Source organism: Paenibacillus sp. FSL H7-0942, from assembly GCF_045040715.1.
Lineage (GTDB): Bacteria > Bacillota > Bacilli > Paenibacillales > Paenibacillaceae > Paenibacillus > Paenibacillus amylolyticus.
Window position 1 is genome coordinate 3,782,695 of record NZ_CP150279.1, and the last position, 23,995, is coordinate 3,806,689.

General features: G+C 38.5%; 17 protein-coding genes. All 17 read left to right on the forward strand.

What is annotated here, in order from left to right; all coding sequences use genetic code 11:
- Positions 1 to 87 precede the first annotated feature (87 nt).
- Positions 88 to 3,813 carry a hypothetical protein gene (locus MHI48_RS16835; protein ID WP_405141182.1) on the forward strand — a complete coding sequence of 1,242 codons (3,726 nt, stop codon included), beginning with the start codon at positions 88 to 90 and terminating at the stop codon, positions 3,811 to 3,813.
- Positions 3,814 to 3,979: 166 nt separating this feature from the next.
- Positions 3,980 to 4,231 carry a hypothetical protein gene (locus MHI48_RS16840; RefSeq protein ID WP_405141184.1) on the forward strand — a complete coding sequence of 84 codons (252 nt, stop codon included), beginning with the start codon at positions 3,980 to 3,982 and terminating at the stop codon, positions 4,229 to 4,231.
- A 401-nt stretch (positions 4,232 to 4,632) separates the two neighbouring features.
- The gene (locus MHI48_RS16845; protein ID WP_405141186.1) at positions 4,633 to 5,598 is read left to right on the forward strand and encodes a hypothetical protein; all 966 of its coding nucleotides are present in this window, start codon (positions 4,633 to 4,635) and stop codon (positions 5,596 to 5,598) included.
- Entirely contained in the window at positions 5,504 to 6,106 is a 603-nt protein-coding gene (locus tag MHI48_RS16850) for a hypothetical protein (RefSeq protein WP_405141188.1), read from the forward strand. Before MHI48_RS16845 ends, MHI48_RS16850 begins: the two co-directional genes overlap by 95 nt.
- Positions 6,107 to 6,420: 314 nt before the next feature.
- Entirely contained in the window at positions 6,421 to 8,397 is a 1,977-nt protein-coding gene (locus MHI48_RS16855) for a sigma-70 family RNA polymerase sigma factor (protein WP_405141190.1), read from the forward strand.
- 520 nt (positions 8,398 to 8,917) lie between these two features.
- Positions 8,918 to 9,490: a histidine phosphatase family protein gene (locus tag MHI48_RS16860; protein ID WP_405141192.1), complete on the forward strand. Its 573-nt coding sequence runs from the start codon at positions 8,918 to 8,920 to the stop codon at positions 9,488 to 9,490.
- Positions 9,491 to 9,725: 235 nt separating this feature from the next.
- Positions 9,726 to 10,484, forward strand: a complete 759-nt coding sequence (locus MHI48_RS16865; RefSeq protein ID WP_405141194.1) for a formylglycine-generating enzyme family protein — start codon at positions 9,726 to 9,728, stop codon at positions 10,482 to 10,484.
- A 521-nt stretch (positions 10,485 to 11,005) separates the two neighbouring features.
- Positions 11,006 to 11,671, forward strand: a complete 666-nt coding sequence (locus MHI48_RS16870; protein WP_340017579.1) for a GntR family transcriptional regulator — start codon at positions 11,006 to 11,008, stop codon at positions 11,669 to 11,671.
- 15 nt (positions 11,672 to 11,686) lie between these two features.
- A complete protein-coding gene (ilvD, locus tag MHI48_RS16875; protein WP_017688240.1) occupies positions 11,687 to 13,378 on the forward strand; it encodes a dihydroxy-acid dehydratase in 1,692 nt (563 codons plus the stop codon).
- 707 nt (positions 13,379 to 14,085) lie between these two features.
- A complete protein-coding gene (locus tag MHI48_RS16880; RefSeq protein WP_245838232.1) occupies positions 14,086 to 15,234 on the forward strand; it encodes a tyrosine-type recombinase/integrase in 1,149 nt (382 codons plus the stop codon).
- A complete protein-coding gene (locus MHI48_RS16885) occupies positions 15,215 to 16,057 on the forward strand; it encodes a hypothetical protein (RefSeq protein WP_179086524.1) in 843 nt (280 codons plus the stop codon). Before MHI48_RS16880 ends, MHI48_RS16885 begins: the two co-directional genes overlap by 20 nt.
- Positions 16,058 to 16,084: 27 nt before the next feature.
- Positions 16,085 to 17,152, forward strand: a complete 1,068-nt coding sequence (locus tag MHI48_RS16890; protein WP_405141197.1) for a site-specific integrase — start codon at positions 16,085 to 16,087, stop codon at positions 17,150 to 17,152.
- A 106-nt stretch (positions 17,153 to 17,258) separates the two neighbouring features.
- A complete protein-coding gene (locus MHI48_RS16895; protein WP_076328639.1) occupies positions 17,259 to 17,513 on the forward strand; it encodes a hypothetical protein in 255 nt (84 codons plus the stop codon).
- Positions 17,514 to 18,616: 1,103 nt separating this feature from the next.
- A complete protein-coding gene (locus MHI48_RS16900; protein ID WP_076328638.1) occupies positions 18,617 to 19,231 on the forward strand; it encodes a hypothetical protein in 615 nt (204 codons plus the stop codon).
- Between the two features lie 1,458 nt (positions 19,232 to 20,689).
- On the forward strand, positions 20,690 to 22,012 hold the full coding sequence (locus tag MHI48_RS16905) for a HEPN domain-containing protein (RefSeq protein WP_076328636.1): 1,323 nt from the start codon (positions 20,690 to 20,692) through the stop codon (positions 22,010 to 22,012).
- 658 nt (positions 22,013 to 22,670) lie between these two features.
- Entirely contained in the window at positions 22,671 to 23,333 is a 663-nt protein-coding gene (locus MHI48_RS16910; RefSeq protein WP_076328635.1) for a hypothetical protein, read from the forward strand.
- A gap of 89 nt (positions 23,334 to 23,422) precedes the next feature.
- A complete protein-coding gene (locus MHI48_RS16915) occupies positions 23,423 to 23,992 on the forward strand; it encodes a hypothetical protein (RefSeq protein WP_076328634.1) in 570 nt (189 codons plus the stop codon).
- Positions 23,993 to 23,995 lie beyond the last annotated feature (3 nt).

Consider the following 23,995-nt stretch of genomic DNA (forward strand, 5'->3'; position numbering starts at 1 on the left):
CCTATCATTCTATGGTAAAATTAGACTGGGAAAGAGGAAATGTTATTTACATGAATTATATGAAATGTGAAGGAGATCACTAATCTCATGAGTACGGATTCTAACAATTATAAGTTTCAAAAGTTAACTCCCACGGGGAATGCAGACATAAAAGTGTATAGAGAAGCCTTAGACTTTGTATTTGACAAACTCAATGGTTTAAGAAATATAGCTATAACAGGTCCATACAGTGCCGGGAAAAGCAGCGTTATTGAGACTTACAAGAAAGAGAAAAGCAATCATAAATTTTTACATATCTCACTCGCTCACTTTGAAAAAACAAATGTAGTTAAAGACGGAAACGAAGAAGATGGAAATACGATAAAAGATTCAGAATTAGAGGGAAAGATAATAAATCAGTTAATTCATCAAGTTCCATCTGAGAAGATACCACAAACTCAGTTCAAAGTGAAACGACGGTTGCGATCCTCGCGTCTATGGTTAGGAACCCTTACTATTGCTACATTAGTATCTTTGTTGATTTTCTTATTCAACAATAAAAAATGGGACACATATGTAGGCGGTTTAAATACACCTTGGCTAAAATCTCTATTGAAGTACACAACAAATGACGTATTTTCCTTCTTTGCACTGCTTGCTGTCATTAGTATCGTTTCTTATCTAATTTACTATGTAATGAGAATCCAATACAACAAAAATGTATTTCGAAAACTAACCGTACAGGGAAACGAAATAGAAATTTTTTCGAATCAAGATGATTCTTATTTCGATAAATATCTTAATGAAGTGCTTTATCTTTTTGAAAACTCCGATTATCAAGTTTTCATTTTTGAAGATATGGACAGGTTCAATGACAACAAAATTTTTGAGAAACTTCGAGAAATAAACACGTTATTAAATAATAAATCGGAGAATGTATTCTGGTTTGTCTACCTACTAAGAGATGATATGTTCACGTCAAAGGATAGAACTAAATTCTTTGATTTTCTATTACCTATTGTGCCCGTAGTGGATGGATCAAACTCATATGACCAATTTTTAGATCATTTTAAAGAAGGAGCACTTCTTCAACATTTTGATATTAATTTCCTTCAGGGTATCTCTTTATATATTGACGATATGAGGTTGCTGAAAAATATATACAATGAATATGTCATATATCATGAAAGGATTCAGTCGACAGAACTGAGTCCAGATAGACTGCTGGCGATGATTACCTATAAAAATCTGTTTCCCCAAGACTTTAGTGAGTTGCAATTGAATAGGGGATTCGTATATACATTATTTATAAGTAAGAAAACATTCATTGAAGGGGAAATTCATGAGTTAGAAGAAAGACTTCTTTTACTTCAACAAAAAATAAGTTCATCTGAGGACGAATTAGTCAATAACTTAGATGAATTAGATGCACTCTATCTTAACACGGACAAGTTGGATATTGATGGGAAATCGGAGTCTCAATTTCCCTCAAGAAGGGATTTCCTTAAAGCATTGAAAATCTCCCCTGACAACGTTTATAAAACTACTAATTATCGTGGTCATTATGCTTTCGAACAACATTATAAGAACCTAGAGAAGAATGTTGAATACACTGCGAGAAAAGAGAAAGTAGAAAATAAAATAAAAGAAGCAAATGAAAAGCTTCATGATGAAATTCAATATATTCAGAATCTACTTCGTGTGATTAAAGACAAAAAACTAAAGGAGATTGTGAGTAAAGCTAATATAAATGAAATATTTGCAGTGAATTTCACAAATGAAGTCGGTGAAGATGAACTTTTCATTGATGTTAAATCAAGTCCCTATTTTTTGCTAATAAAGTGCCTTATAAGAAATGGATATATTGATGAGACGTATCCAGACTACATGACATATTTTTACGAAAACAGTCTAAGTCGTAATGATAAGATTTTTCTTCGCAGCATAACGGATGAAATACCAAAAGATTTCACTTATCCATTGAAAAATAAATGTCTTATTACATCACGTTTAAAATTGACTGATTTTGACCAAGAAGAAATTTTGAATTTTGATTTATTAGATTACTTGTTACTTGAAAAACATGAATATCTACAAAGATTCATTAATCAACTAAAGGAGAAATCTAGACTTGATTTTATACAACAATTTATAGGGGATGAACGTGAAAATGATCTTTTCATCAAAGAAGCGAATCGAGCTTGGCCTTTACTTTTTAAAGAACTCTTAAATAGCTCTTTTTTCTCTGAACAGGAGACCAAGTATTATGCTTTAGGTACCTTATACTATTCAACTAATTACGAGGTCAGAGCAGTAAACAATGGTGGCATCCTTACTTCATATATTTCAAATAACGAAAACTTCCTAGCTATTGGGGAAATAAACTCAGATCTTTTAATAAAAAAGTTCAAACTATTAAATGTAAGATTAAAAAAAATTGATTATGGTCGATCCAATCCACAATTATTCAAAGAAGTTTACGTAAATAACCTTTATGAGATAAATATGAATATGATTTTTAATATACTTCAGAATGTGTATGGAGAACAAAATGAAGAGGATTTGAAGCATAAAAACTTTACTTTGATTACCTCAAGGCCAGAGGAAAGTCTTGCTAAGTACATCCGGGGCAATATTTCTACTTACCTAGATGTTTTTCTCTTCGAAGGTTTTGGAAAAATAATAGATAGTGAGGATGCTGCACTTGAGATTTTAAATCATACAGAAATACCTGTTGAGCAAAGAAGAACATATTTGATCTTCTTAGAAACCCCTATAATGGACATTGATGATCTTGAAGAGAAAGAACTCTGGGACCTATCAATTAACGGTAAAAAAATAGCATATTCAATGCATAACATTCTTAGATATTACTTTGAGAAAGGAAATCAATGTACTGATGATTTTATATCATTTATCAATCAAGACCCTTCTCCATTAGCATTAGATTATGAGGATGTTAGTTCAAGTTATGGAGAAGAAAAAACACAACTTCTTTATGAATCGATTATAAAAAATAACAATCTATTCGATGAAAAATATGAGATGCTTTTGGCTGGTTACGGACATGTAATTAATAAGATGACCTATGAAGATCTCCCTGATACTAGAATAGATATTCTTATCAAACATTCAATTATTGAGATGAATGATGAAAATCTACAGTTTATGAGGGAGCATTATTCAGATAATGTTTTACTATTCATATTAAATAATATCGAGAAATATACTTTTGAAATCATTTCAGAAGTCAATTTCAATTTAGCAGAGCTGTTAATCTTACTACAAAATAACGAAATTGAGGATAAAAATAAGATCCATCTTTTAGAGTATACAGACCAACCGATATCATTACAGGAAGCTATGTACTCAGAGTGCGTTCAACAGTACATCATTAGTAACAACTTGAACGTCAGCGATATCGCGTTTTTGATTAGGAATTACGAATTAAACGGGGTTGAGTTTAAGAAGGATATTTTTGAAATGTGCATCACCAATATAGGAAGTATAATTACTCTAGCTTCTGAAAGTATTATCCCATTTAGTCTTTTTGTCTTGCTTATAGAAACTGACCAAATAGAGGAGGAAAGTAAATTTAAACTTCTAATTGCAGCTTTGATCCATTTATCAATTAAACAAGCACAAAAATGCTTTGATTTACTGCTCATGCATGACTTTATTGGGTTGTTTGATGGAAAAAGACCAAAATTAGAACGAAGTGAAACAAACCAGGCGATTTTAGAGGGAATGAAGGAAAAAGGATGGATAAACTCCTTTGAGATTGACCAACGTGAAGATAATTATTTCAGAGCATACGGTAAAAAACTCATTTGAAATTCTATGTACGCTAATATGTACGCTTTACTACTATTTTATTCTGACTTTATAATTGAGAATGAACTATTTAATTAAAAGAAATTTTAAGCAAACCTTATTGAGATAATGTTTGTGCCAGACCAATGTGCTAAATGATGCGCATTGGTTTTATTCTATTTATTACGTGAGACAAAAAAATTACCATCAGGGGCAATGGGCAGAGTATCTCAATCTTATATTTAATTACAAATCTACAGCGGCACAATTAAACGATTTTATAGAAGGAGAATTAATGAATGACAATCGATATCCCAATGACAAAAGAACTATAAAAGAGATGGAGAAATTATATGATGAAACTGATTGGAATAGTGAATTATTAGATTCTTGGCTGAGTGTGGAAGTATTAAATTTTTGGGAGTGCGACGCCTCATAATGTTTCGATCGTTTTGTCGAGGAACAAGAACATATTCCCATTGAAGTCGCTATTTTAGCGGCTTTTTTATTTTATCTGTACAAGTTCTTGTCCCAAGCTAAGGACAAGAACTTGTACAGATTGCCGAAATTGACAAGAACACAGTCCGATTGCCGATTAGATGTATATCTAAACAATGCACGCATGGACTTAAAACCTTTTTAGCACTATAATACATGAAAATGTTCACATTGTTATGGACAACTAACAAATTAAGAGGGGAGAAATACGCGTGGCTAGGTATTAAAATTGGACTAAACTAGCTGCTGAGGACAAGAACTTGTACCAATTACCGAAATGGACAAGAACATAGAACGATTGCCGATTAGGTGTATATCTAAATAATCAGCATATGCACTTATTTGGGAACAACTATAAACAAGAGATATATTCGGGCGGACAACCAACTAACAGCAGTTGTAGATAGTATGGAGAGCAGTGGCAGAGATACAAGTAGTGCAGCAGCATTAGAGAATGAAAGTCTGAATGCTTCGGATAACGATGTCACGGATAGTGCCGATACCGATAACGATCTTGACGATAACGCACCACTTCAATCAGAAAGTTTAGGAGAACCGCCACCACTAAGAGCTAGTGGAAGCTGCGTGAGCCCTAAAGTAATGGCGGGGGTAATGTCTGGAGCTGCTGGAAGCGCCTTATCAGAAGTAGCGGCCACTTCCACGAGTAGTGGGCATCCAGGATCTATACCACCAACCGTATCTTTAAACGATACGAAGGGCGGCACTGAAGCTGGAGACTTGACTATACCAGCCTTCATGCGTCAAAGACTACGGGCCGCTAATGGACAAACGCCTGGAACTGTTCAGGGTATGGGTGCTGGGGCTGGAAACGTTGCTCCATTACATGGCGGAGTAGGATCAGCGAACGTTAACTATGATGAACCTACTAGATTCAATGATAGTTTCAGTGGGAGCGGGAATTTCCGGAATGAATCGGAGTCGTTATCTGGCGACCATAGATATTCTGGAAATGAAGATTCATTATTTGCATCTTTACCGCAGGAAGATTCAGCGATAGACTCGCGGCCACCGAATAGTTCGGCTAACCGTGGGCAAGCTCCGCAGACCGTACCTCTTCATACGACTCCTGGTGTACAACGCCCAAATAAAGAACCAGGACAAGGCCAAAGAAGACCGCAGCCTGAGAAGTTCCGAACATCCAGAGAGGTGGAATCGCTTGGGGGCAGAAGTACAGAGTATCAGGAAGCAGATCATGGCGATTCCACATCTATACGTTCTAGACAGCAGAAAAACCGGGTACAGAGCATTCCGTTACATCCTTCGAGCAGCGAGGGGGATCGGTCATGAAGGGGCCAGTGAAGAATGGCTTGGTGCCATTATTGCATTAGGCATGATTGCACTACTTATTGGATCGATCTTTGAAGGGAATCGCATTGAACAAGAACAGGCTGCCGCGAAGCAGCAGCCTGTCAATCCGGAGAAACGGCCCGTTCGGCAGTACACCCCGAATGAACAAGCAGCAGAAGAGAAGCAATCCGAAGAGGTAGAAGTGCCAACGGAAGAAATGCAGACGGAGATTCAGAAAGTGATTCCGGAGTTTCTGAAGGTGTACGTACCGTTCAATGCTAAAGATGATTTTTTGAAGAATTCAAAGCCGCATCTGACTGAAAACCTTTATAAAGCATTAGAGCAAGAACAGCGCCGCGGAACGCTAACGATCGTCAAAACCAAAATGACCAATGTAGAGCTGGAGCTGCAGAAGGAAGGAATCAAGGAACAATGGTGGAATGCAGATATCGAGATAGAGAATACCGATCAGGAAGGCCAAATTAGTGGATGGATAATGGAAGATTAATGATTTGGGTGTACGTTCAAGGGCGTGGAACCCATGAGGATATTGCGAAAGAAATCCATGTCGCTCGCGCCATCGACTACCGGGGAATCGAACGGTGAAAGGACTGTGAGTTCTCCAATACCCTTACCGGGCTGGAAGAACTGCTTCAGTGGATGAAGGAGCTTCAGCAGGAACACGCCAAGAGTGACGTACTCTTTGGCACCCGTGCTTGCCGCATGCGGGTGGTCACTTGATCGGTCAGTTCCAGAATAATGTTACATTAATTAAATCCAAACCCCCGAGTTAGCTGTCTATATAACAGGAGGTGAACGACAATGATCGATGCACAGCAACAACTCAACGCCGCACAAAACGGAGATCACGATGCCTTCGTTTCTCTTATAAAGGATCGAACGGATAAGCTGCACCGAGTGGCTCGCCATTATGTACGGGAGTCCAAAGATGCGGAGGATATCGTTCAGGATGCCCTGGTTAAGGCTTATGAGTCACTGCAAACGCTGCAACAAGCCGAAGCGTTTGAGAGCTGGCTTACCAGAATTGTGGTGAACCGGGCGCTCAATCATTTGAAGAAATCCAAGCGTGTTCACCTGAGCGAAGACCCGCAGGCGCAAGAGCCATTGGTCGTTAATGATATCGATCAAACCCTGGATCTGGAGCGTGCATTGGCCAGTCTGAATCCGAAGCTGCGTCAGCTCCTGTTCTTAAAATATAAGAAGGACCTGACCCAGCAGCAAATCGCCCATCTCCTGGATATGCCATTAGGTACTGTAAAAACACAATTACGGAAGGGGCTGGAACATTTGCGCAACGAAATGGCTCAAGATTTTCTCGAACGAGACCTGGATACATTACGCCTGCAGTTAAGACAACAGGCAGAGCACCAGTTTGCCGTTTCACCGGATTATGATCTGATCGTCAACGACTATCAAGAGAACACCGGGAGGGGAACAGGGAAGGGAGAAGCGGGATTCTTATGGGTTAAAACGGGGAGTGATGACGCCGTTTCTGCCACGCTCTCCAGGGGCGGCAACTTGCTAGACTATGCCATTTCCTGGGCCTCATTGGACAACGAGACACGGATATCTGAGGAGGAGCTCAAACAGCAGGCAGAGCAATTCCTGGAAGATCATTATCCCGGCGCACTGCGTGATTTTCCGTATTGTGAGATGGAGTGGATGGAAGGGATGTTTGTGTACACACGACAGCAGAAGGCGATGGGGCTACCGCTTCCTGAGACGGGATGCCTGATTATGGTTCATCCCAGCGGTCGCGTGGTCGGATTTAGGTACTATGGAACCGTTCCAGGGCCAGCACTCCCAACCATGATCACACCAGAAGAGGAACAGATGGCGTGTATGAAGGCGAATTTTTTGCTACATGTGGAATATTGCGTATTGGACAAAGCCGTGTACACGGATGGTGACGATCAGGTCCATCTTGTTTACGCCCCCCGAAGTAGAGGGCTAATCTATACTGCATCATCACAGGAGGAAGTTCCGACAGCCTATAGGGCAGAAGCTGTCCCCTCTGACCCAAGAACTCTGGACGAGTGGCCAGGTGAGTTCCCGCCCGCACGAAGCCTAGAAGAGTGGATTGGGGTAGACAACGACCAATTTCAGTTAGTACAAGACGAAAATATTGGCTCGAACACCAAGTTGATGGTGTGGAAGCAACAGAATGAAGAGCGTCCAGCCAAGAATGACCGGTCTTGGAAGGCCTATTGGGCTGATCAGATGGAGGGAGCAGTCAAGGCGCGAGTAGACAGCCAATCCGGACAACTGATTGACTTTGTTTCGCATGGTAAGTCAGATCAACTAGCTCCATTAACCTGGGATCGAGACGCATGTATAGAAGTAGCTATGGACTATGTCCGAGGACTAGCAACCGAAATGTTGCCGTATCTCAAGCTTCTAACTGAAGAGACCGACGACGAAGATCGTTTGGAAATCATTCGCTTTGGTGTATATGTTCAAGACGTATCTGTCAGGGATGAATGCTATCAACTAGCTGTTGACCGCTCTAATGGGAGGGTCAAAAGTTTGATGTCCCCCTCCATAAGGCCAGAACAGTTAAAGAAGCTGGAGACCGTGCCTTCATTTGATTACCATACAGCTATCCTCCGATGGACGGCACAGGCCAAGCTGCGTCTGCAATGGGAACGGATGCACAATGCTAGGGCGGAAGAGGCCCCGTACGAACTAGTGTATCGAATGATTGGTAGCGAGCACGAGCGGACGCCCGAAGTGCTTGATGCGCATACGGGGAAGTTATACGAAAATACTTTTTACTGACAAACAAAAACATCTAGCCCGAAACTAAGGGCTGGAAGGCATTCAAAAGCCTGCGGACGTAGAACAGCATTGGAAGGAGGTTGGCGTCCATTCCAGAATGCCCATCGATGGTTCCTTATGGAAGGACGATCCCATCCTTTCTTCCTATCCACCGTCCCGTGTATACAAGGTAATCGAGCGAGATCATGCAGGAAGAGCGATGGAGTTTTTGAGAAAGCCAGAGAAGCGGTCTTTGCGTTCAACCGTAATATTGCTGTCGAGGGACAAGAACATGGTCTCATTAAAGTCGCTATTTTAGCGGCTTTTTATTTTATCGGTACAAGTTCTTGTCCCGAGCCAAGGACAAGAACTTGTACCGATTGTCGGAAAAGACAAGAATATAGTCCGATTACCGATTAGGCCTGTATTTAATCGTCATCTTGCCCTTCAATTCATTAAACTAACGGGCAGTATAGTTCCAATATGTGGTACTATTTGTTTAGGCAATGATGGGAAAATTGTAGTCATTAAGGGGGGAGGTATGGCGACCACAATAGGTCTTATTAGACATGGGGTTACTGAATGGAATACTCTTAGCAAGGCTCAAGGAATATCTGATATACCGCTAAACGAAGAAGGAATAGCGCAAGCAACTGCACTGGCAAAAAGACTTTCAAGCGAAGAGTGGGATGTTATATTCTCCAGTAATCTTACGAGAGCTAGGCAAACTGCCGAAATTATTCAGCAATGTTTAGGAGTACCCGTATTCACTGATGAACGTATTAGAGAGATTAATTGCGGGCTAATTGAGGGCACCACCGAGGAAGAGCGTATCACTCGTTGGGGAGCAAATTGGCGTGAGCAAAATCTTGGTATGGAAGATTTCAAAGTGGTCGCAAAGCGAGGTCTAACTTTTCTCGAGAAACTGATTAAAGAATATGTTGATAAAAGAATATTAGTTATAAGTCATGGAGCATGGATTGGGCTGTCATTACAACATCTTTTGCCACAACATTTCCAAAAAACGTATATAGATAATACTTCTATAACCATTCTTACACACACTAACAAAAAGTGGGCATGCCAATTATATAACTGTACCAAACACCTTTAGCTATTGTGGACTAAGCTAACGGGAAACGTTAGCTCAATAAAACAAAAAAAAGCAGCCGATCATTGTGATTGGTTGCTTTATTCAACTAACGGATAGAATACTTTCAAGATTAGACGCGGTGAACCACACTAAAAGTATCGACGAGTTTATCGTCGTTAGCAACTATTAAGCAGGATAATACAGTTTCTGGGTCGAATTTGGTTGGCGGTAAGTTAGAATAGGGGGGGGATAAGATATGGAAAAGTACGGAAGTGACAAGGCACGTTTTCTAAAAGAAATAATGGATTTGATGGTACCCATAGAAGGCGGATCAATTGAACTAAGCGATTTTCTTAATACAGATAAATGGCTTAGCACTGATTACACTTTATCTAACCCAGGAAGTAGTAAAAAGACTATAACGTGGACTGAAGCTATAGAGCCATTCCATGTAATGAAGTATCCAGTAACACAGCAGTTATATCATTTTGTCATGCATGAAGAAGAAATAGAGCCGATTGTGAGTAAGCTGCCAATTACGGAAGTTTCGTGGATGGATGCTATTACTTTCTGTAATGAGTTATCGAGAAAGCTTGGCAGGATGGAATGTTACACAGTTACAAACGAAAGTGAGAACACAATATTTAACAAAATAGCGAATGGATTTCGATTACTGTCAGACGCTGAATGGCAGTATGCGTGTAAAGCAGGATCAACGGGATATCGGTATGCAAGAATTGATCATATTGCATGGTATCAAGGAAATTCCAATGGATCTGTTCATAAAGTAGGACAGTTGCTTCCTAATCCATGGGGACTTTATGACTTGATCGGTAACGTCTGGGAATGGTGCTGGGATCTATATGATGCTGAACGATATGGGAACTATAGAGTTTTCAGGGGAGGCAGTTGGGCTGAAGTGGAGAACAATTGTGGTTCTACGAGTAGAAGGAAAAGCATGCCCAATTTTAAAATAGATGATCTTGGTTTTAGAATAGCACTTACAAATCCTTGAGAAAACGACACATCGAGTATGCTCAAGTCGTTGAGCTGACGGTAGGTGTTCAACTATCCGAAAATATAACTTACTGATGACCAGAAGGCAAGATTATAGAATCACCAAATGTCGCGGGACACAAACATTGTTCCATTCAAAGTCGCTATTTTAGCGGCTTATTTGATTTAAGGAACCAAGTTCTTGTCCCAAGCCAAGGACAAGAACTTGTACCGATTACCGTAATGGACAAGAACATCGTCCGATTGCCGATTAGATGTGTACTTAAGTAAAAAGTACATAAGCCCTCATTAGTACCAAATATTTTATATAAGAACATTCACATTAAAATATATTACTTATGTAACATTTCTCAAAGAAAGACTCTTAAATTATAGTTCTCTTTTTTGTCTCAGACTCTCAATAAAAACAGGTAGTTATCTGGATAAACTTAATTGAGCGAGTAAATGAAATAATAATTGCTTCTCGATCGTGTATGCGATATATTGCATATAAGAATAATTGTATTGAGGATGAAAACAATGCCAATACCTAAAGATTTTTCCTTACCAGTCCGTATGTCCGCAAAAGAAAGAGCGTTTTCTCAGATTCAGCGATGGATCATTGATGGAACACTGCAACCAGGTGAAAAGCTTATTGATGCGGAAATGGCTGAATCGCTTGGAGTCAGCAGGACACCGATTCGGGAGGCATTTCAGTTACTCGAAGTTCAAGGCCTCGTGTCCATGCATCCAGGAAAAGAAACAAAAGTAACGAATATTGAGAAAAACGATATTTTTAAGATGTATTCAACGATGGCTGCTCTTCAGGCCTTAGCTGCTGAAATTACCGCCAAAATTATTGTTCCAGAACAGATTGAGAAACTAAGATCACTAAATTTGGAATTTGCAAGTTCCATTAAGAATGGCCAAGTTTATCAGGCTATGGAGGTGGATGAGCAATTTCATAATTATATTGTGGAGCTCTCAGATAATCCTTATGTAGCTACATTTAATACATCTCTTCAGATTCACATTAGGCGATTTAAATACGTATTTTTAAAACAACCTATTACGGCTACACTAGCTTCAGTTGAAGAACATGATCAGATTATTAAAGCTTTTGAAGGCAAAAATAGCAACGATGCCCATAATTTAATGAAACAAAATTTTATTCGACCGATGCAGGAACTGAACGAAATACTTTGAAATGAGGGAAGAAACATGGAAAATAAAAAAGATCTTCGCATTCGAAGCAAGGTAATCAGTGAAGGTGCTAACCGGGTACCGAACAGAGCGATGCTGCGTGCAGTTGGATTTCAAGATGAGGATTTTAAAAAGCCAATGATCGGAATAGCAAGTACGTGGAGTGAAGTAACACCGTGTAATATGCACATCAATGATTTAGCGGTGCAAGCTAAGCGGGGCGCACGTAATAACGGCGGTGCTCCACTAATTTTTAATACGATTACCGTTTCTGATGGGATCTCGATGGGGCATGGCGGGATGTTGTTCTCGCTACCAAGTCGGGAAGCTATAGCTGATTCGATTGAAATTGTGACCGGAGCCGAGCGTTTTGACGGCGTTGTTGCAATCGGTGGGTGTGACAAAAATACGCCTGCATGTTTGATGGCTATTGGACGGATGAATATTCCTTCTGTTTATGTATATGGAGGAACCATTCAACCTGGTAATCTCGACGGTAAAAAAGTGGATATCGTTTCAGCTTTTGAAGCCGTTGGGCAATATCAAGATGGAAAAATAACAGACGAACAATTGCATAAGGTCGAATGCAGTGTTTGTCCAGGTCCAGGGGCTTGTGGGGGGATGTATACCGCTAATACGATGGCCGCAGCTGCAGAAGCAATGGGTATGTGTTTGCCTGGTTCTTCTTCGACATCAGCTATCTCAGCGGATAAAGCATTGGAATGCGAAGCAGCCGGTAAGCAGGTCATCTCACTTCTTGAACAGGAAATCTACCCAAGAGACATTATGACGAAGAAAGCATTTGAGAATGCGATCACCGTTGTTATGGCTCTAGGGGGATCAACCAACGCATTTCTCCATCTGCTAGCTATTGCGCACTCCGTAGAAGTGGATTTAACCTTGGATGATTTTGAACGAATTCGCTTGCGTGTTCCTCATTTGGCAGATCTGAAGCCAAGTGGTCAGTATGTCATGCAGGATTTGAATGATATTGGTGGTGTTTCCGGGGTAATGAAGCTATTGCTCGCTGAGGGATTACTTCATGGGGATTGCCTCACCGTAACTGGTAAAACGTTGGCGGAGAATTTAGCGGAAGCTGCTCCACTTCAGAATGATCAAGAGATTATACGTCCACTCAATAATCCGCTTAAACCAAATGGACCACTGGTTGTGCTTCGAGGAAACCTAGCTCCTGAAGGCGCTGTTGCCAAAATGTCAGGCATGAAGATACAACAGTTTTCCGGGCCGACAAAGGTGTACGATAGCGAAGATGAAGCGACAGAAGCGATCATGAATGATGAAATTCAAGAAGGGGACGTATTGGTCATACGCTATTGTGGACCGAAGGGTGGACCAGGTATGCCTGAGATGCTTTCCGTTACAGCACTCATTGTAGGAAAAGGTCTCGGTGGGAAAGTTGCTCTCATAACAGATGGTAGGTTCTCGGGTGGCTCGCATGGATTTGTAGTCGGGCATGTATCCCCTGAGGCACAAGTAGGTGGACCGATCTCTTTGCTCCAAAATGGAGATATTATCACCATCGATAGCGACATTCAGGAAATTAAGGTTGAAGTGCCAGAAGAAGAGTTGGCCGCTCGAGCGCAAGCTTGGGTACAACCGCCACTGAAAGTGAAATCCGGTGTACTTGCCAAATATGCTAAATTAGTTTCCTCTGCTTCAAGAGGTGCAGTAACAGATTTGATGGAATAGACAATTAAACATTGATGCTACATATAAAATGGGAGGGGAGAAGCTACTAGAACTAATGCATGAAGCGCGCTAAACAAAAAAACGCCAGCTTTAGATATCAAGAATGTCGCAAGAAAAGGATGAAGAATTTAGTTTCATCATTTGAAAATGAAGTGCACCCCCTAATAGACATTGGAAAAACCCCTGAGTTTAGCCGATGAAATTCTAGGGGGTGTATTTTTGCTTGTACCGTTTCTCGACTTTCATTAATTGGGGGTTCGCTACGAATAGCAGGCAGGTTCCGGCTAGTGCAGGAATGTTTGGATGGAGTAAATATACCTACAAAGAAAGTAAAACTCACTTATATATAAGAAAGGCCTATATACATATGTACAAAATGCTATGTAATATTAAATTATAAGTTTTATTGACTGGGCTAAATATGTACTGTAATTTCATATAGTGTTACACATTATGTGGGCATTCCGTATTGATGAAACGGAGTAGTCCTTTTTGATATGTAAACAACAACTAAAGGAGTGATAAAATATAACTTCTTTTTTTCATGTATATTGTCCAGAGGTCGTAAAGAGTAAATATCGTCTTATTGTTTTTGATGATACGAAAGAGGCATTTATACCGCTAACAGAGTTTTATCATGACCAAGTTAAAAGAATCAGTGAAAGCTCTGTATTTACTTATCTAAATACGTTAGAACCATTTTTTTATTGGTTGAAGAAGAAAAGGTCTCCTGGAATGATGAACCTCAAGCTGTTAATGAAGCTGTAAGACAATATTTACTAGACCAGATGAATTGCAAAATACGTTCTAGAGATGGATATGAAGGTGTGTATCTCACAAAAAAGAGTTCTAAAACGGTACAACTTTTTCTTTCAGCAATTAAAGGGTTCTATAAGAGCATGATACGTCTAAAGAACTATGCCTATGCTAATCCGTTAGTTGGCTTAGAGTTTAGTCGAAATAATTCGGATCAACATGGTGAAAGAAAGAATAGACCAAGGGTGCATAAAGAAGCTGGTACTGAATTGCAAACTTCTTTTAGAAAACAAACGGATTCATATTTTAAGATTATAAATGAAGAGTGGGTTCCGGAGATCATACGTGATTGGGATTTGCCCTATCGCATTTATAAAGCTGGAGGTTCACAAATTTGGAAGTTAAGAGATGAGGTTATTACTCGCTTCATGTTTGAAATAGGCGCGCGAATATCTGAGATACTTGAACTTACTGTTGGAGACTATAGACAACGAACGGACTTACATGAATTTGCCGCAACCAACAAAGGTAGCTATAAAAGGCGAATCAAGTTTATTCGAATTTCTCCAGAAACATTAAAATTATTGATTAGATATGTAAACTCAGAACGTCGTCAGTTTGCGAAAACACAAACAAAGTTTGATAGCTTGCCTGCCCAAGAACCTTTATTTTTATCAACTAGAGGAACTCCATATACTTACTCGGCTTTTTACTCTAATTGGACATTGATTACAAAGAAATCCGGAATAAGGCTTAATCCACATAAAGCTAGACACTGGTTTGTAACCTCTATGCTACGGGGAATTTACGAACAATCTAATACAACTGCCCAGATTGAGGACAAGAAAAAGCAGCTTGTTGAGTATATGAAATGGCGGGATACTGAAACTTTAAACGTATATGATCATTATCACGATGAACAAAAATTTCGAGACCTGCATATGAAGCTTCAAGCAAACTTTATGAAACGAGAAAAAGAGTATTTAGAATTAGCTAAAGTCCACTCACATAGCGAACCAAGTGAGTCAATTGATTTAAAACTTAATAACGAAGGGAAACAACCATGGTTGAATGATTTCTTTGAAGGGATGGAAATGTAGTGACTGCAGATGTGATTATAGAAAAATTGATAGAAGAGGCTACTTTTGGGACAAAGTTGATGATAAGAACATTAAATATTTTTTGCGTCATTGCGCTGATCATCCCTGGGCGAATCACTTTGCACTGGCAATTTTATGCCTATCGGATCGACAACTAACTCCTCAATCAATTTTTAATATTACAAGTTCGTTAAACGCTCGCTTCCGAGATATATTTAGCCATTTTAAACTTTTGTCTATGAATGAATTTCTTACGTCACACGTAGAATCCTACTTAGTGGGAGAAATCTGCTCTGATCACACTGACCGACAACGCCAATCCCTTTTGGCAGGCTATAATACGTTTAATTTTAATCTTGACAAATGGTTAGGGACCAAATTCAGCCATGAAAAACAAATTACCCTTTCTGTATACCAACTTCCTAATCTTCCTTATGACAATCGAGACTTTAGTGCTCGTAAAAAAGCAGTTACTAATGCAAAGACTAAACGGAAAATTGACACTTCAGCGATAACACCTCTACTACCTGCAATAAGAGCTGAAGGACACCTTAGGTGGAATCAAGTGATTCGATTACGAGAGGCCTTCCGTAAAGCTATTATGAAGGCTAGAGAGGAGAAATTATCTCTACCTATAGAATTTAACTACGATGAATCAGAACATGTAGGAGAAACTTGGTATTTTCTCCTTAGAGATATTAAAGCCTTTGGTAAAAACCGTGGTGAACCTAAAACGTATAGAGAGTTCAAAGATGAAAATTGTGTACTTGAGTTTGTAAAGGCTGAGAAGCTAGAAGATGGATCGGAAGGCGAGGGACCGTAGTTTTTAGAACTCCTTAAACATAGAGTTTTGGGCAATCTTGCTCCGGGGCAAATTTCTGAAGAACGTAAAAAGAACTTAACAAATTTTCTTGATCATTGGGGTTATGAAGTAGAAAAAGGTGAGAAACTTCCCTCGCCATTTTTTGTAAGAAATCCAGGTGTACTTATCCAAGGCTTTGACATAACTCGGACTATGAAGACAACGAACAAGCTCCTTATTAATATTGAACCTATATATGTCGCCTGCATGTTTGCAAAATTTGCGCTAGATATTATTACATCCTCAGGAGCTAGAATAAACGAGGTGCTTCAGATCAGTTATGATAAGGACTGTTGTGTAGTTACTGTAGATAGAAGCGTAAGCCCTCCTAGGACTAATTATATTTTACGTTTGATTCCGAAGGGTAGGGAAGAACCAGAGAACTTTTATGTCCCAGAGGAAGTATTCAAATTTATGAATGAGATACTGAAGATGTTAAAATCTTCTTATGACTCTGACTTGTTACCTGAAGTAGATTTTGATATAGAAAGTAGGAAACATCTGATCTCAAAGAAAAAGTTTATTTTTCAGTATCAATTTAAACATATTCATGTGAATTCACTTACTGCCATTATTCGTTTCCTATTACATGGCATAATCATCCAAACAGTAGAGGGTAAACAAGTTATAATAAAGGTACATCTTTTAAGGCATGCTTTCGCAACTCATGCAGTACAAACGGAAAAGATTCCTTTGGATATCGTGAAGACTCTTTTACATCAAAAAGATATTGAGGTGACTTCTTACTATTCTGCTCCTACAGATCAGCAAATTACTGAATCGATTACTTCTCTTCATGAAAATTGGATTTCCTATATAGATATTCAAAAAGGGGTTCTTAGAGGCCGAGAGGAACTACAGGAATTATATAATGATTATCGTGAGAAAGTTGGGACTATGTCTAGGGTAGTTGGAGGGATCTGTACTATAGATGCTGTATGTCCAACTAAAATGGCCTGTCTCGGTTGTGGAGCGAAAGTGCCTCGACCTGAGTTCAAAGAAGAACTACTTGCTGTTTATGATTGGGCAGATGAAAGTGAAAAACGATTTCAATAATTAGGACTGCCTTTAGAAGCAAAGAAAATGAAAATCGCAAAAAACAGAACCAAAAATGAGCTTAAAGAAATCCAATTAATCGAAAACTCACAAAAGGATGAATCACATGTCCCAGAAATCAGAATCCAACCAAGACGTACGCGGTAATGGCGGCGGTATCATCATAAATGGCGAACGATTACTCCAACTCTTCAGTTCTAGCCGGATTGAAGCTGAACGACTACACTTTATAAACAACGAAGTAACCCTTGCAATTGCTAATTCCGATGCTTTGATTGGATTCGCGAAACAGTGGATTACTTCTATCGATTTATCTACTATTACCGACTTAGTGTACTTTCAAGGTTTTCCGATTGAGTGACCTGATCTTACCAACAATATAGGACGACAATACAATGGCAACACTGTCTTGGTCACAGATGCTCGCTGCTACCAGTACAACAGATATCTCCGCGGCATTCAGGATAATAAAATCGGGAAAATTCTAGGAGTTGATGATAACACTGGGGCAGGAGGTGCAAATGTTTTTACCTATGACCTACTAAGAGTTATATTATCAGGATCGGACTCCCTTTTTGAGGGAATTCCAAATTGTGCCTCTATGCGAGTTGCCGTACGCCAGACCACACGTCGTGTAGGAGATAAAGCTGGTCTACCTCTTGAGAACCTTGGGATTCAACCTGACGCAATTCATCGGATGATCTTCTATACGGCGACGGCGACCGTGACCTTATTTCAGTTGCAGTCACATTGCTATTTCAATCTCGTGTTACACACGATATATAAATTTTTAAGTTTATCAAATAAGTGAAAAACGTGTTACATTGTGTGATTCTCGATTTATGAAATATTTAAAGTACGATCTTTTTTTTGGGAACATTTTACCAAGTCATATGACAGCCGTATTTATTTGTTATTTTTATTACAAATTGAATATGGAGGTTTATCTCAATGGGTTATAACTATTATTGCCTAACAGGTAAATGAAACAGGTGAAGGAGGTGTTTATTATAACGATGTTGACGTGGTAACATACTTACTTCGGCTAGTTTCATTGAGGGAGAAGCTTAAAAATTATATTTTATAGTGACCTAATGACGATGGGTTTTGAGGCAACCCATCTTACTGAGGAGCTAGTACATGACTTACTCGGATGCTGTTAATTCCTACAGCTATTTCTATAGCCAAGGGCGAATAAATCACCGAAAGAACTAATTGAAACCTTAGCTAATAAACCGTTATAACTTTTCTTATCTGCTTATGTATAAGGTTGAAGCAACGTTACTAGGTTAAGCGCAAAAAGGTTTTTCTTTAACAAAGTTACTATAGTTTTTTTAGATTTTACCTACCTAATTGACTAGGTCCTCAATAGACGAAGGGTCTTATAATTAGATTCAAAAAACATCTCATTTAATAAGTAATAAATTCTTAACTTTTGCCGATATAATTATAGGAGGTGTCTAGATGACTCAATTGGATCGAGAGTTCTTAAGAAAAAATGAAACTATAAAGAAGTTGGGAGAAATTAAAGAATTACACCTAATAGCAATAATAATTGGCTTAGAAAAGTACGGATTCATAAGAAGGATAGTTGAAGGGAGAAATGGTCGGACACCAGCACTGACACATGAGTTATCTGTTACACTGATGATGAATATTGGCTTCCTATTCGAATCCTTACATAATTATAATTGTATAAAAAAAGATGTAACACAGTCAAAAAGTTATAGCAATAATGAAAGATTTAAAGAATGTGTTCATATTTTAAATTCTAAAAAAGCTACACAATTCAAGGAAAATGCTTTAAGAGTAACACGTAATGAAGGTGCATTTCATAATGACTTAAGTGCTATTGCAGATTACTTTGAATCCTTCCCTAACGAAAATAGAAGTAAAATCTGGTCTACTAATGAACTCGATGAAAATTATTCTCCAATAGCTTGTGCAATATCTGCACATACTCTTAATCGCTTTTTTGAAGATGATCCTGAACAACATGGTGTATATATCTCCGAACTAGCCAATAGTTTGCTTTATGTTGCAAATGAGTTGGTGAATGAATGGTTATACTCTCAGTGATTATTGGATGCAGTATGAATCATATAAACTTTATCTATTATTCATATACATCAAGAAATTTCAAATTAGCATAGAATGCTCTAACAAGTTAATCATTTTGCATAGAAGATCCCAAGTTCATGGGGTCTTTTAAGTATATGAGTATTGACATATTCCAAATTTGATCACAAATTTGAATAAACTTTAGATTCATTAAACAACCCTTTTATGTGGAGAAACATCCATTCACCTATTGAAACCAATTTAAAGTTGAAGAATAACTACTATTGTTGAAAAACTGGTCATGCGTTCAGTAAGAATTCTGTAACTGGTTAGAAATAGCAGGAAAGAGGAGTAAAGAAGTTAATTTACCTTCTTGGAAAGAAATTGAGGAAATGAGAGATCGCTCGTTTCCAGATGTCGCTTTCAAATAAAATTTTGATAAGTGCAGCTATTACCATTTGCAAAACAGAGAACCGTTGTTGACTAACAATTGCCCGAATCAACATGAAACTGCTAAGCAAGATATTCAACCAATGATATCATATATACCACAAAAAGTTACGATGCTGAACATGAGTAATCAAGTGATGAACATAAATGCCTCCAAAAAACAGTCGAGACATATGTATAGAAAATGAGTTTTTGAAGCCGTTATCGCTAACACTAAAAAATTACTTTTCACTCACAAAGACTTCGGCTACAAATGACGCGAGAAATACCCATCGTTAAAAGAAAGCCTCTATGAGAAAGATCACCCGTAGATTTAACACAAGTTTATCTAAAATATGTATCATGAGAGGATTTATCCATATGGTCGTTGATCATGCCGAACCCCCAAATTCCATTACAAAGTAGATTGCTTGATACCATTGATGAAGTACGAGAAGTCCTAAGCAATCAATAGGTAATCAGAAGAAAGGTTGGGGCACGTAAACATAGAGATCCCAAATGAATTTGGGAAGGGAACGTTTCATTGTTTTGAGGCTAGAGGACAGGATGTAAATAAAGGAATAAGCATAAAAATATTCAAAAAAACTGATCAAATAAAGTATTCGCACAAACGATTACGGGTAGCCATTAAAAGGTACAGTCCAATTACACGTGCTATACATCAGATCCATACAGTCTTTATACGACCTTTATGGTGTCGCGGCTAAAATTACAATCGAAGCCAAATACAGCTGCTTAAGCGAGTTTAAAGATGACAAACTTCCGTTATATACGGAAGAAAGGGTGTATGATATCTTCTCTGTAATACGGTCAGGGACCAAGTGGATAGACAAAGTAGAAGAGGTTGGGTTCTCATCAAATCACGGTAGAAAGTATATCAAGCTCCTTGACTCTAACACGGAGATTAAAATTTCACGCTTACTCAAGAAATAAAGCTAAACACCAATCCAGTCACAATCCATCAATATGTTTTCCAAACAAGAAATGTTACAATTATACAAAATATAGAATGGTAGAGGGCAGCTCATGGCGAAGATAAATAAAATGATACTCGGCTTTTTACACTACAGCAAACGTAAAGTTCCAAATGAAATGAGTTATGGAGGGGACACTCCACTAAAAAACTTAATCGATTTTTTATTTACTCATCCAGACTTTGCAAATCGAATTTCTTTGGAGCTGACTGAGAACTTCCTCTGTGGATATGTGTCGGAGCCTTCTATCAGGCAAAAGTCTAGTTATAGTACGCAAGATATACAAGCGTTACTGCATGCGTTGACCCAACACTTAGGGGTTAATCGTATAGACCACTGGATTCTGATCCCTCTTAGGAATGCATACCTAACCTGTTCCGTTCGGTATAAAGACTTTAGATTTATATCTGGCGATTTTAATGAAAAGACAGAAACACTTAGGAAACTCTGTAGATACTCAACTATGAAGTTTCAATCGCACATTGAACATTTGATTCGAAAGTCTCCTGGTTTTTTCGAACATCCCATCCTAGCAATACGTATTCGAGATCATAACGAATATGTTAGAAACGACATTCAGAGACAAGCTTTTTTTTCCATCTCCTTTCTCCAAGCCATTTATTGGAGTCTTAACCGTCAGGACGAGATCCCTCCGTTTTCACACCGATATAGGGAAAATAAGACAGATCACATGATGATATTTGGGAGAATGGAATGGCAACTCGGGACTGTGCCATTTATGATCAATGCCCATTGTAATATTAATTTGGACTGGCTACTGGATAAGAAGAATGTTAAATTATTCGATTCTCTCTATCAATGCTTCTTGAGGAGAACAACCCCTAACGAATTGAGTTATAAGTTCCTTAATGGGTATAAGTTTTTCAAGAAAGCGATTGAATCTGAAGAACGTAAAGATTTCTTTGAAAGATTAGGCTCTCCGATTATGAACCTCGTAATTGCTTGCGAAACTGTATTGTTGGCGGAAAGAGTGCCTAAACGTTATTCTTTATCCTTCTTAATGCCGAACTTAACTAAGTTGACTGACTTAAATCCAGCTGACTGTGCTTTACTAACAAATGAAATGTACACATTAAGATCGGAGTACGTCCACGGAGGAACAGAGATTTTCCATGATTTTAATGATAATTTCGGTCCTGGAAAAACTAGCACAAAGTATATACAGTTTAAACGCATGGTTGCCAAATTACTAATTACCTATCCCTCCTATGTAAAACTAGTATCGAGAAAATCACCTGCCGATACGCTAAATATAAATGAATGGTACTCATATCTAGGCAAGAAATTACGAAGAAGCCGTGGCATTAATCCAAATCTCTGGGACCAAATTAAACCTAAGCCAAGGAAGTCATGAGATAAATATTAGCGGTAGCCATGCGTGGTTTGCTGCAGGTGCCATCTTGCTCCTTATGGGTACCTGGCAAGCCACAATACCTTTTATTAGGAGTTATGTTACGTATAAGGAGGGGGCTATCTATAGCTACCACATCTTTACTAAAATACAATAAAACAATGAAAGAACTGTATCGCACGATTCCAACATTAAAACTACTCGTTCGTCTACTGGACAACAACTTCCTTCAATTAGGTGAACTTCCACTACGGGCTCCATTGTTAAGCAAAAAAACCTTCATTACTCGGTCATGCGTATGATGACTTTTTTCAACTCTACTGTCATCGCCTCAACTTCAGAATACACAAAGTAGTGGAACGAACTAATATTGACGATACACCTTTTAGGAAACGTGGTGGAAGAATGTTTGAGATTGATTTGAGAATAAATGATCTGGATCAACAGCAAAGAGAGGATGCAACAAAATCTATATATAACCTTGTCCTTCATCTAACTTCGGAATTAAATATAAAATATCTCGATTCAGTTGTATACACAAGTGAGTTTAAAAAGGATATCTTTCATTCCAACGCTTAAAGAACGTTCAGCAGGGATTCACTGAAACCTCATTTGGTTCAGCAATAGCCAAGGTTATGATGAGAGTACTCAGCAGAAATATATGGTTTTTTTAGATTCCCCTCTATTCTGGGCATTATTTAACCAAGAGAATGAGAAATATAAAAATTTGGCGGTTCATACACTTCATCACGAATTAGGGCATGTTCACGACAATAGCATGAGATTCCATTCATATGAGCCATTTGAGATCACTCGTACAGATGATAGTATGACCATCGCATGTAAGTTAGGTGAATTTATGTGGATGGAATTTATTGCAGACCGGCTGGCAATTAGCTCATTCACTGAAAGTGCCAGTTTAAGAGATGATGTACGAAGACTGGCCTTATCTTTAGTAGAGACAATGGGTAACACTTTTCATGAATATGTTATGGATGGAGACTCATATAAGGTATTTATCAAAATACAAGAACAATCGAATCTATTGATAAATATTACAGGGAATCTTTTAGGAAGAGTTCATGGACTCAAATTGCAGGAATACTTAGAGCATATGCAAATGGAGTATTACACTCCATATCTTATTCGTTTCAGTGAGGAATTAGAGCAACTCTACAGTAATTATCCTGACTGGAAAGGTATGAAGGACTTTTTACCTTTGGCAAAAGTTATTGTTGATCTATGGGAAGCACTTGGTGTAAGTTTTGAAGCCGATCATGAAGGCATAATTATTAAGATCTCCAAACCAAGTATATTAACATAACCTCATGTAATAAAAGCATACCAATCAACTTAGCAGCACTCCAACTATAGAAAAAGCAGATTTTACACACAATTGATGAGGTGTCGAAAATGGAACCAGTCTTTAATTTTGACAAAGAGATGACTGTAACATTTAAAGATGGGCATAGTCGACCTTATAGTTATTTTTGGTACGACGAGGATATCGTTGTTATGTATGCAAAAGAATTCGTACATGCGTTCGCAATGTACAGGTTTAGTTTTGTAGGAGCAACAATTGAAGATGGTGATCAGTTTATAGATAAATCATTTATTGTGCTTAATGATATTAAAATAAATAAAAACCATTTACTTTGCACTTTCTATCATGAATTGGGTCACATAAAGTTGAATCACTTGAAAGGTTATACTGGTCAGGAACGGGCTGAAGCTATGGCACGTGGTGAAGTGTACTATGCAGAGTTAGAAGCTGACAAATTTGCATTCGATATAATGGGTAAGAGCAAAACAATAAGATGGTTAGAGTCAAATGTACGCTATTTAGAAGACCATGTGATCGCTAGAGAGGAGTATGATCAGTTACACGGATTAGCTAAGCAAGCTAAAAAGGGTTTAGAAAAATATAGAACCTCACACATGGAAATCATTAAAAGATTAGTAGCGATGAAAAAATTGTTATAAACA

Excerpts from the sequence above, each read along its gene's own strand:
- MHI48_RS16860 (WP_405141192.1), top strand. The coding sequence starts at position 8,918 with ATGGCGACCACAATAGGTCTTATTAGACATGGGGTTACTGAATGGAAT.
- MHI48_RS16905 (WP_076328636.1), top strand. The coding sequence starts at position 20,690 with ATGGCGAAGATAAATAAAATGATACTCGGCTTTTTACACTACAGCAAA.
- MHI48_RS16895 (WP_076328639.1), top strand. The coding sequence starts at position 17,259 with ATGTCCCAGAAATCAGAATCCAACCAAGACGTACGCGGTAATGGCGGC.
- ilvD (WP_017688240.1), top strand. The coding sequence starts at position 11,687 with ATGGAAAATAAAAAAGATCTTCGCATTCGAAGCAAGGTAATCAGTGAA.
- MHI48_RS16870 (WP_340017579.1), top strand. The coding sequence starts at position 11,006 with ATGCCAATACCTAAAGATTTTTCCTTACCAGTCCGTATGTCCGCAAAA.
- MHI48_RS16915 (WP_076328634.1), top strand. The coding sequence starts at position 23,423 with ATGGAACCAGTCTTTAATTTTGACAAAGAGATGACTGTAACATTTAAA.
- MHI48_RS16855 (WP_405141190.1), top strand. The coding sequence starts at position 6,421 with ATGATCGATGCACAGCAACAACTCAACGCCGCACAAAACGGAGATCAC.
- MHI48_RS16900 (WP_076328638.1), top strand. The coding sequence starts at position 18,617 with ATGACTCAATTGGATCGAGAGTTCTTAAGAAAAAATGAAACTATAAAG.
- MHI48_RS16835 (WP_405141182.1), top strand. The coding sequence starts at position 88 with ATGAGTACGGATTCTAACAATTATAAGTTTCAAAAGTTAACTCCCACG.
- MHI48_RS16850 (WP_405141188.1), top strand. The coding sequence starts at position 5,504 with ATGGCGATTCCACATCTATACGTTCTAGACAGCAGAAAAACCGGGTAC.
- MHI48_RS16910 (WP_076328635.1), top strand. The coding sequence starts at position 22,671 with ATGGTTTTTTTAGATTCCCCTCTATTCTGGGCATTATTTAACCAAGAG.
- MHI48_RS16865 (WP_405141194.1), top strand. The coding sequence starts at position 9,726 with ATGGAAAAGTACGGAAGTGACAAGGCACGTTTTCTAAAAGAAATAATG.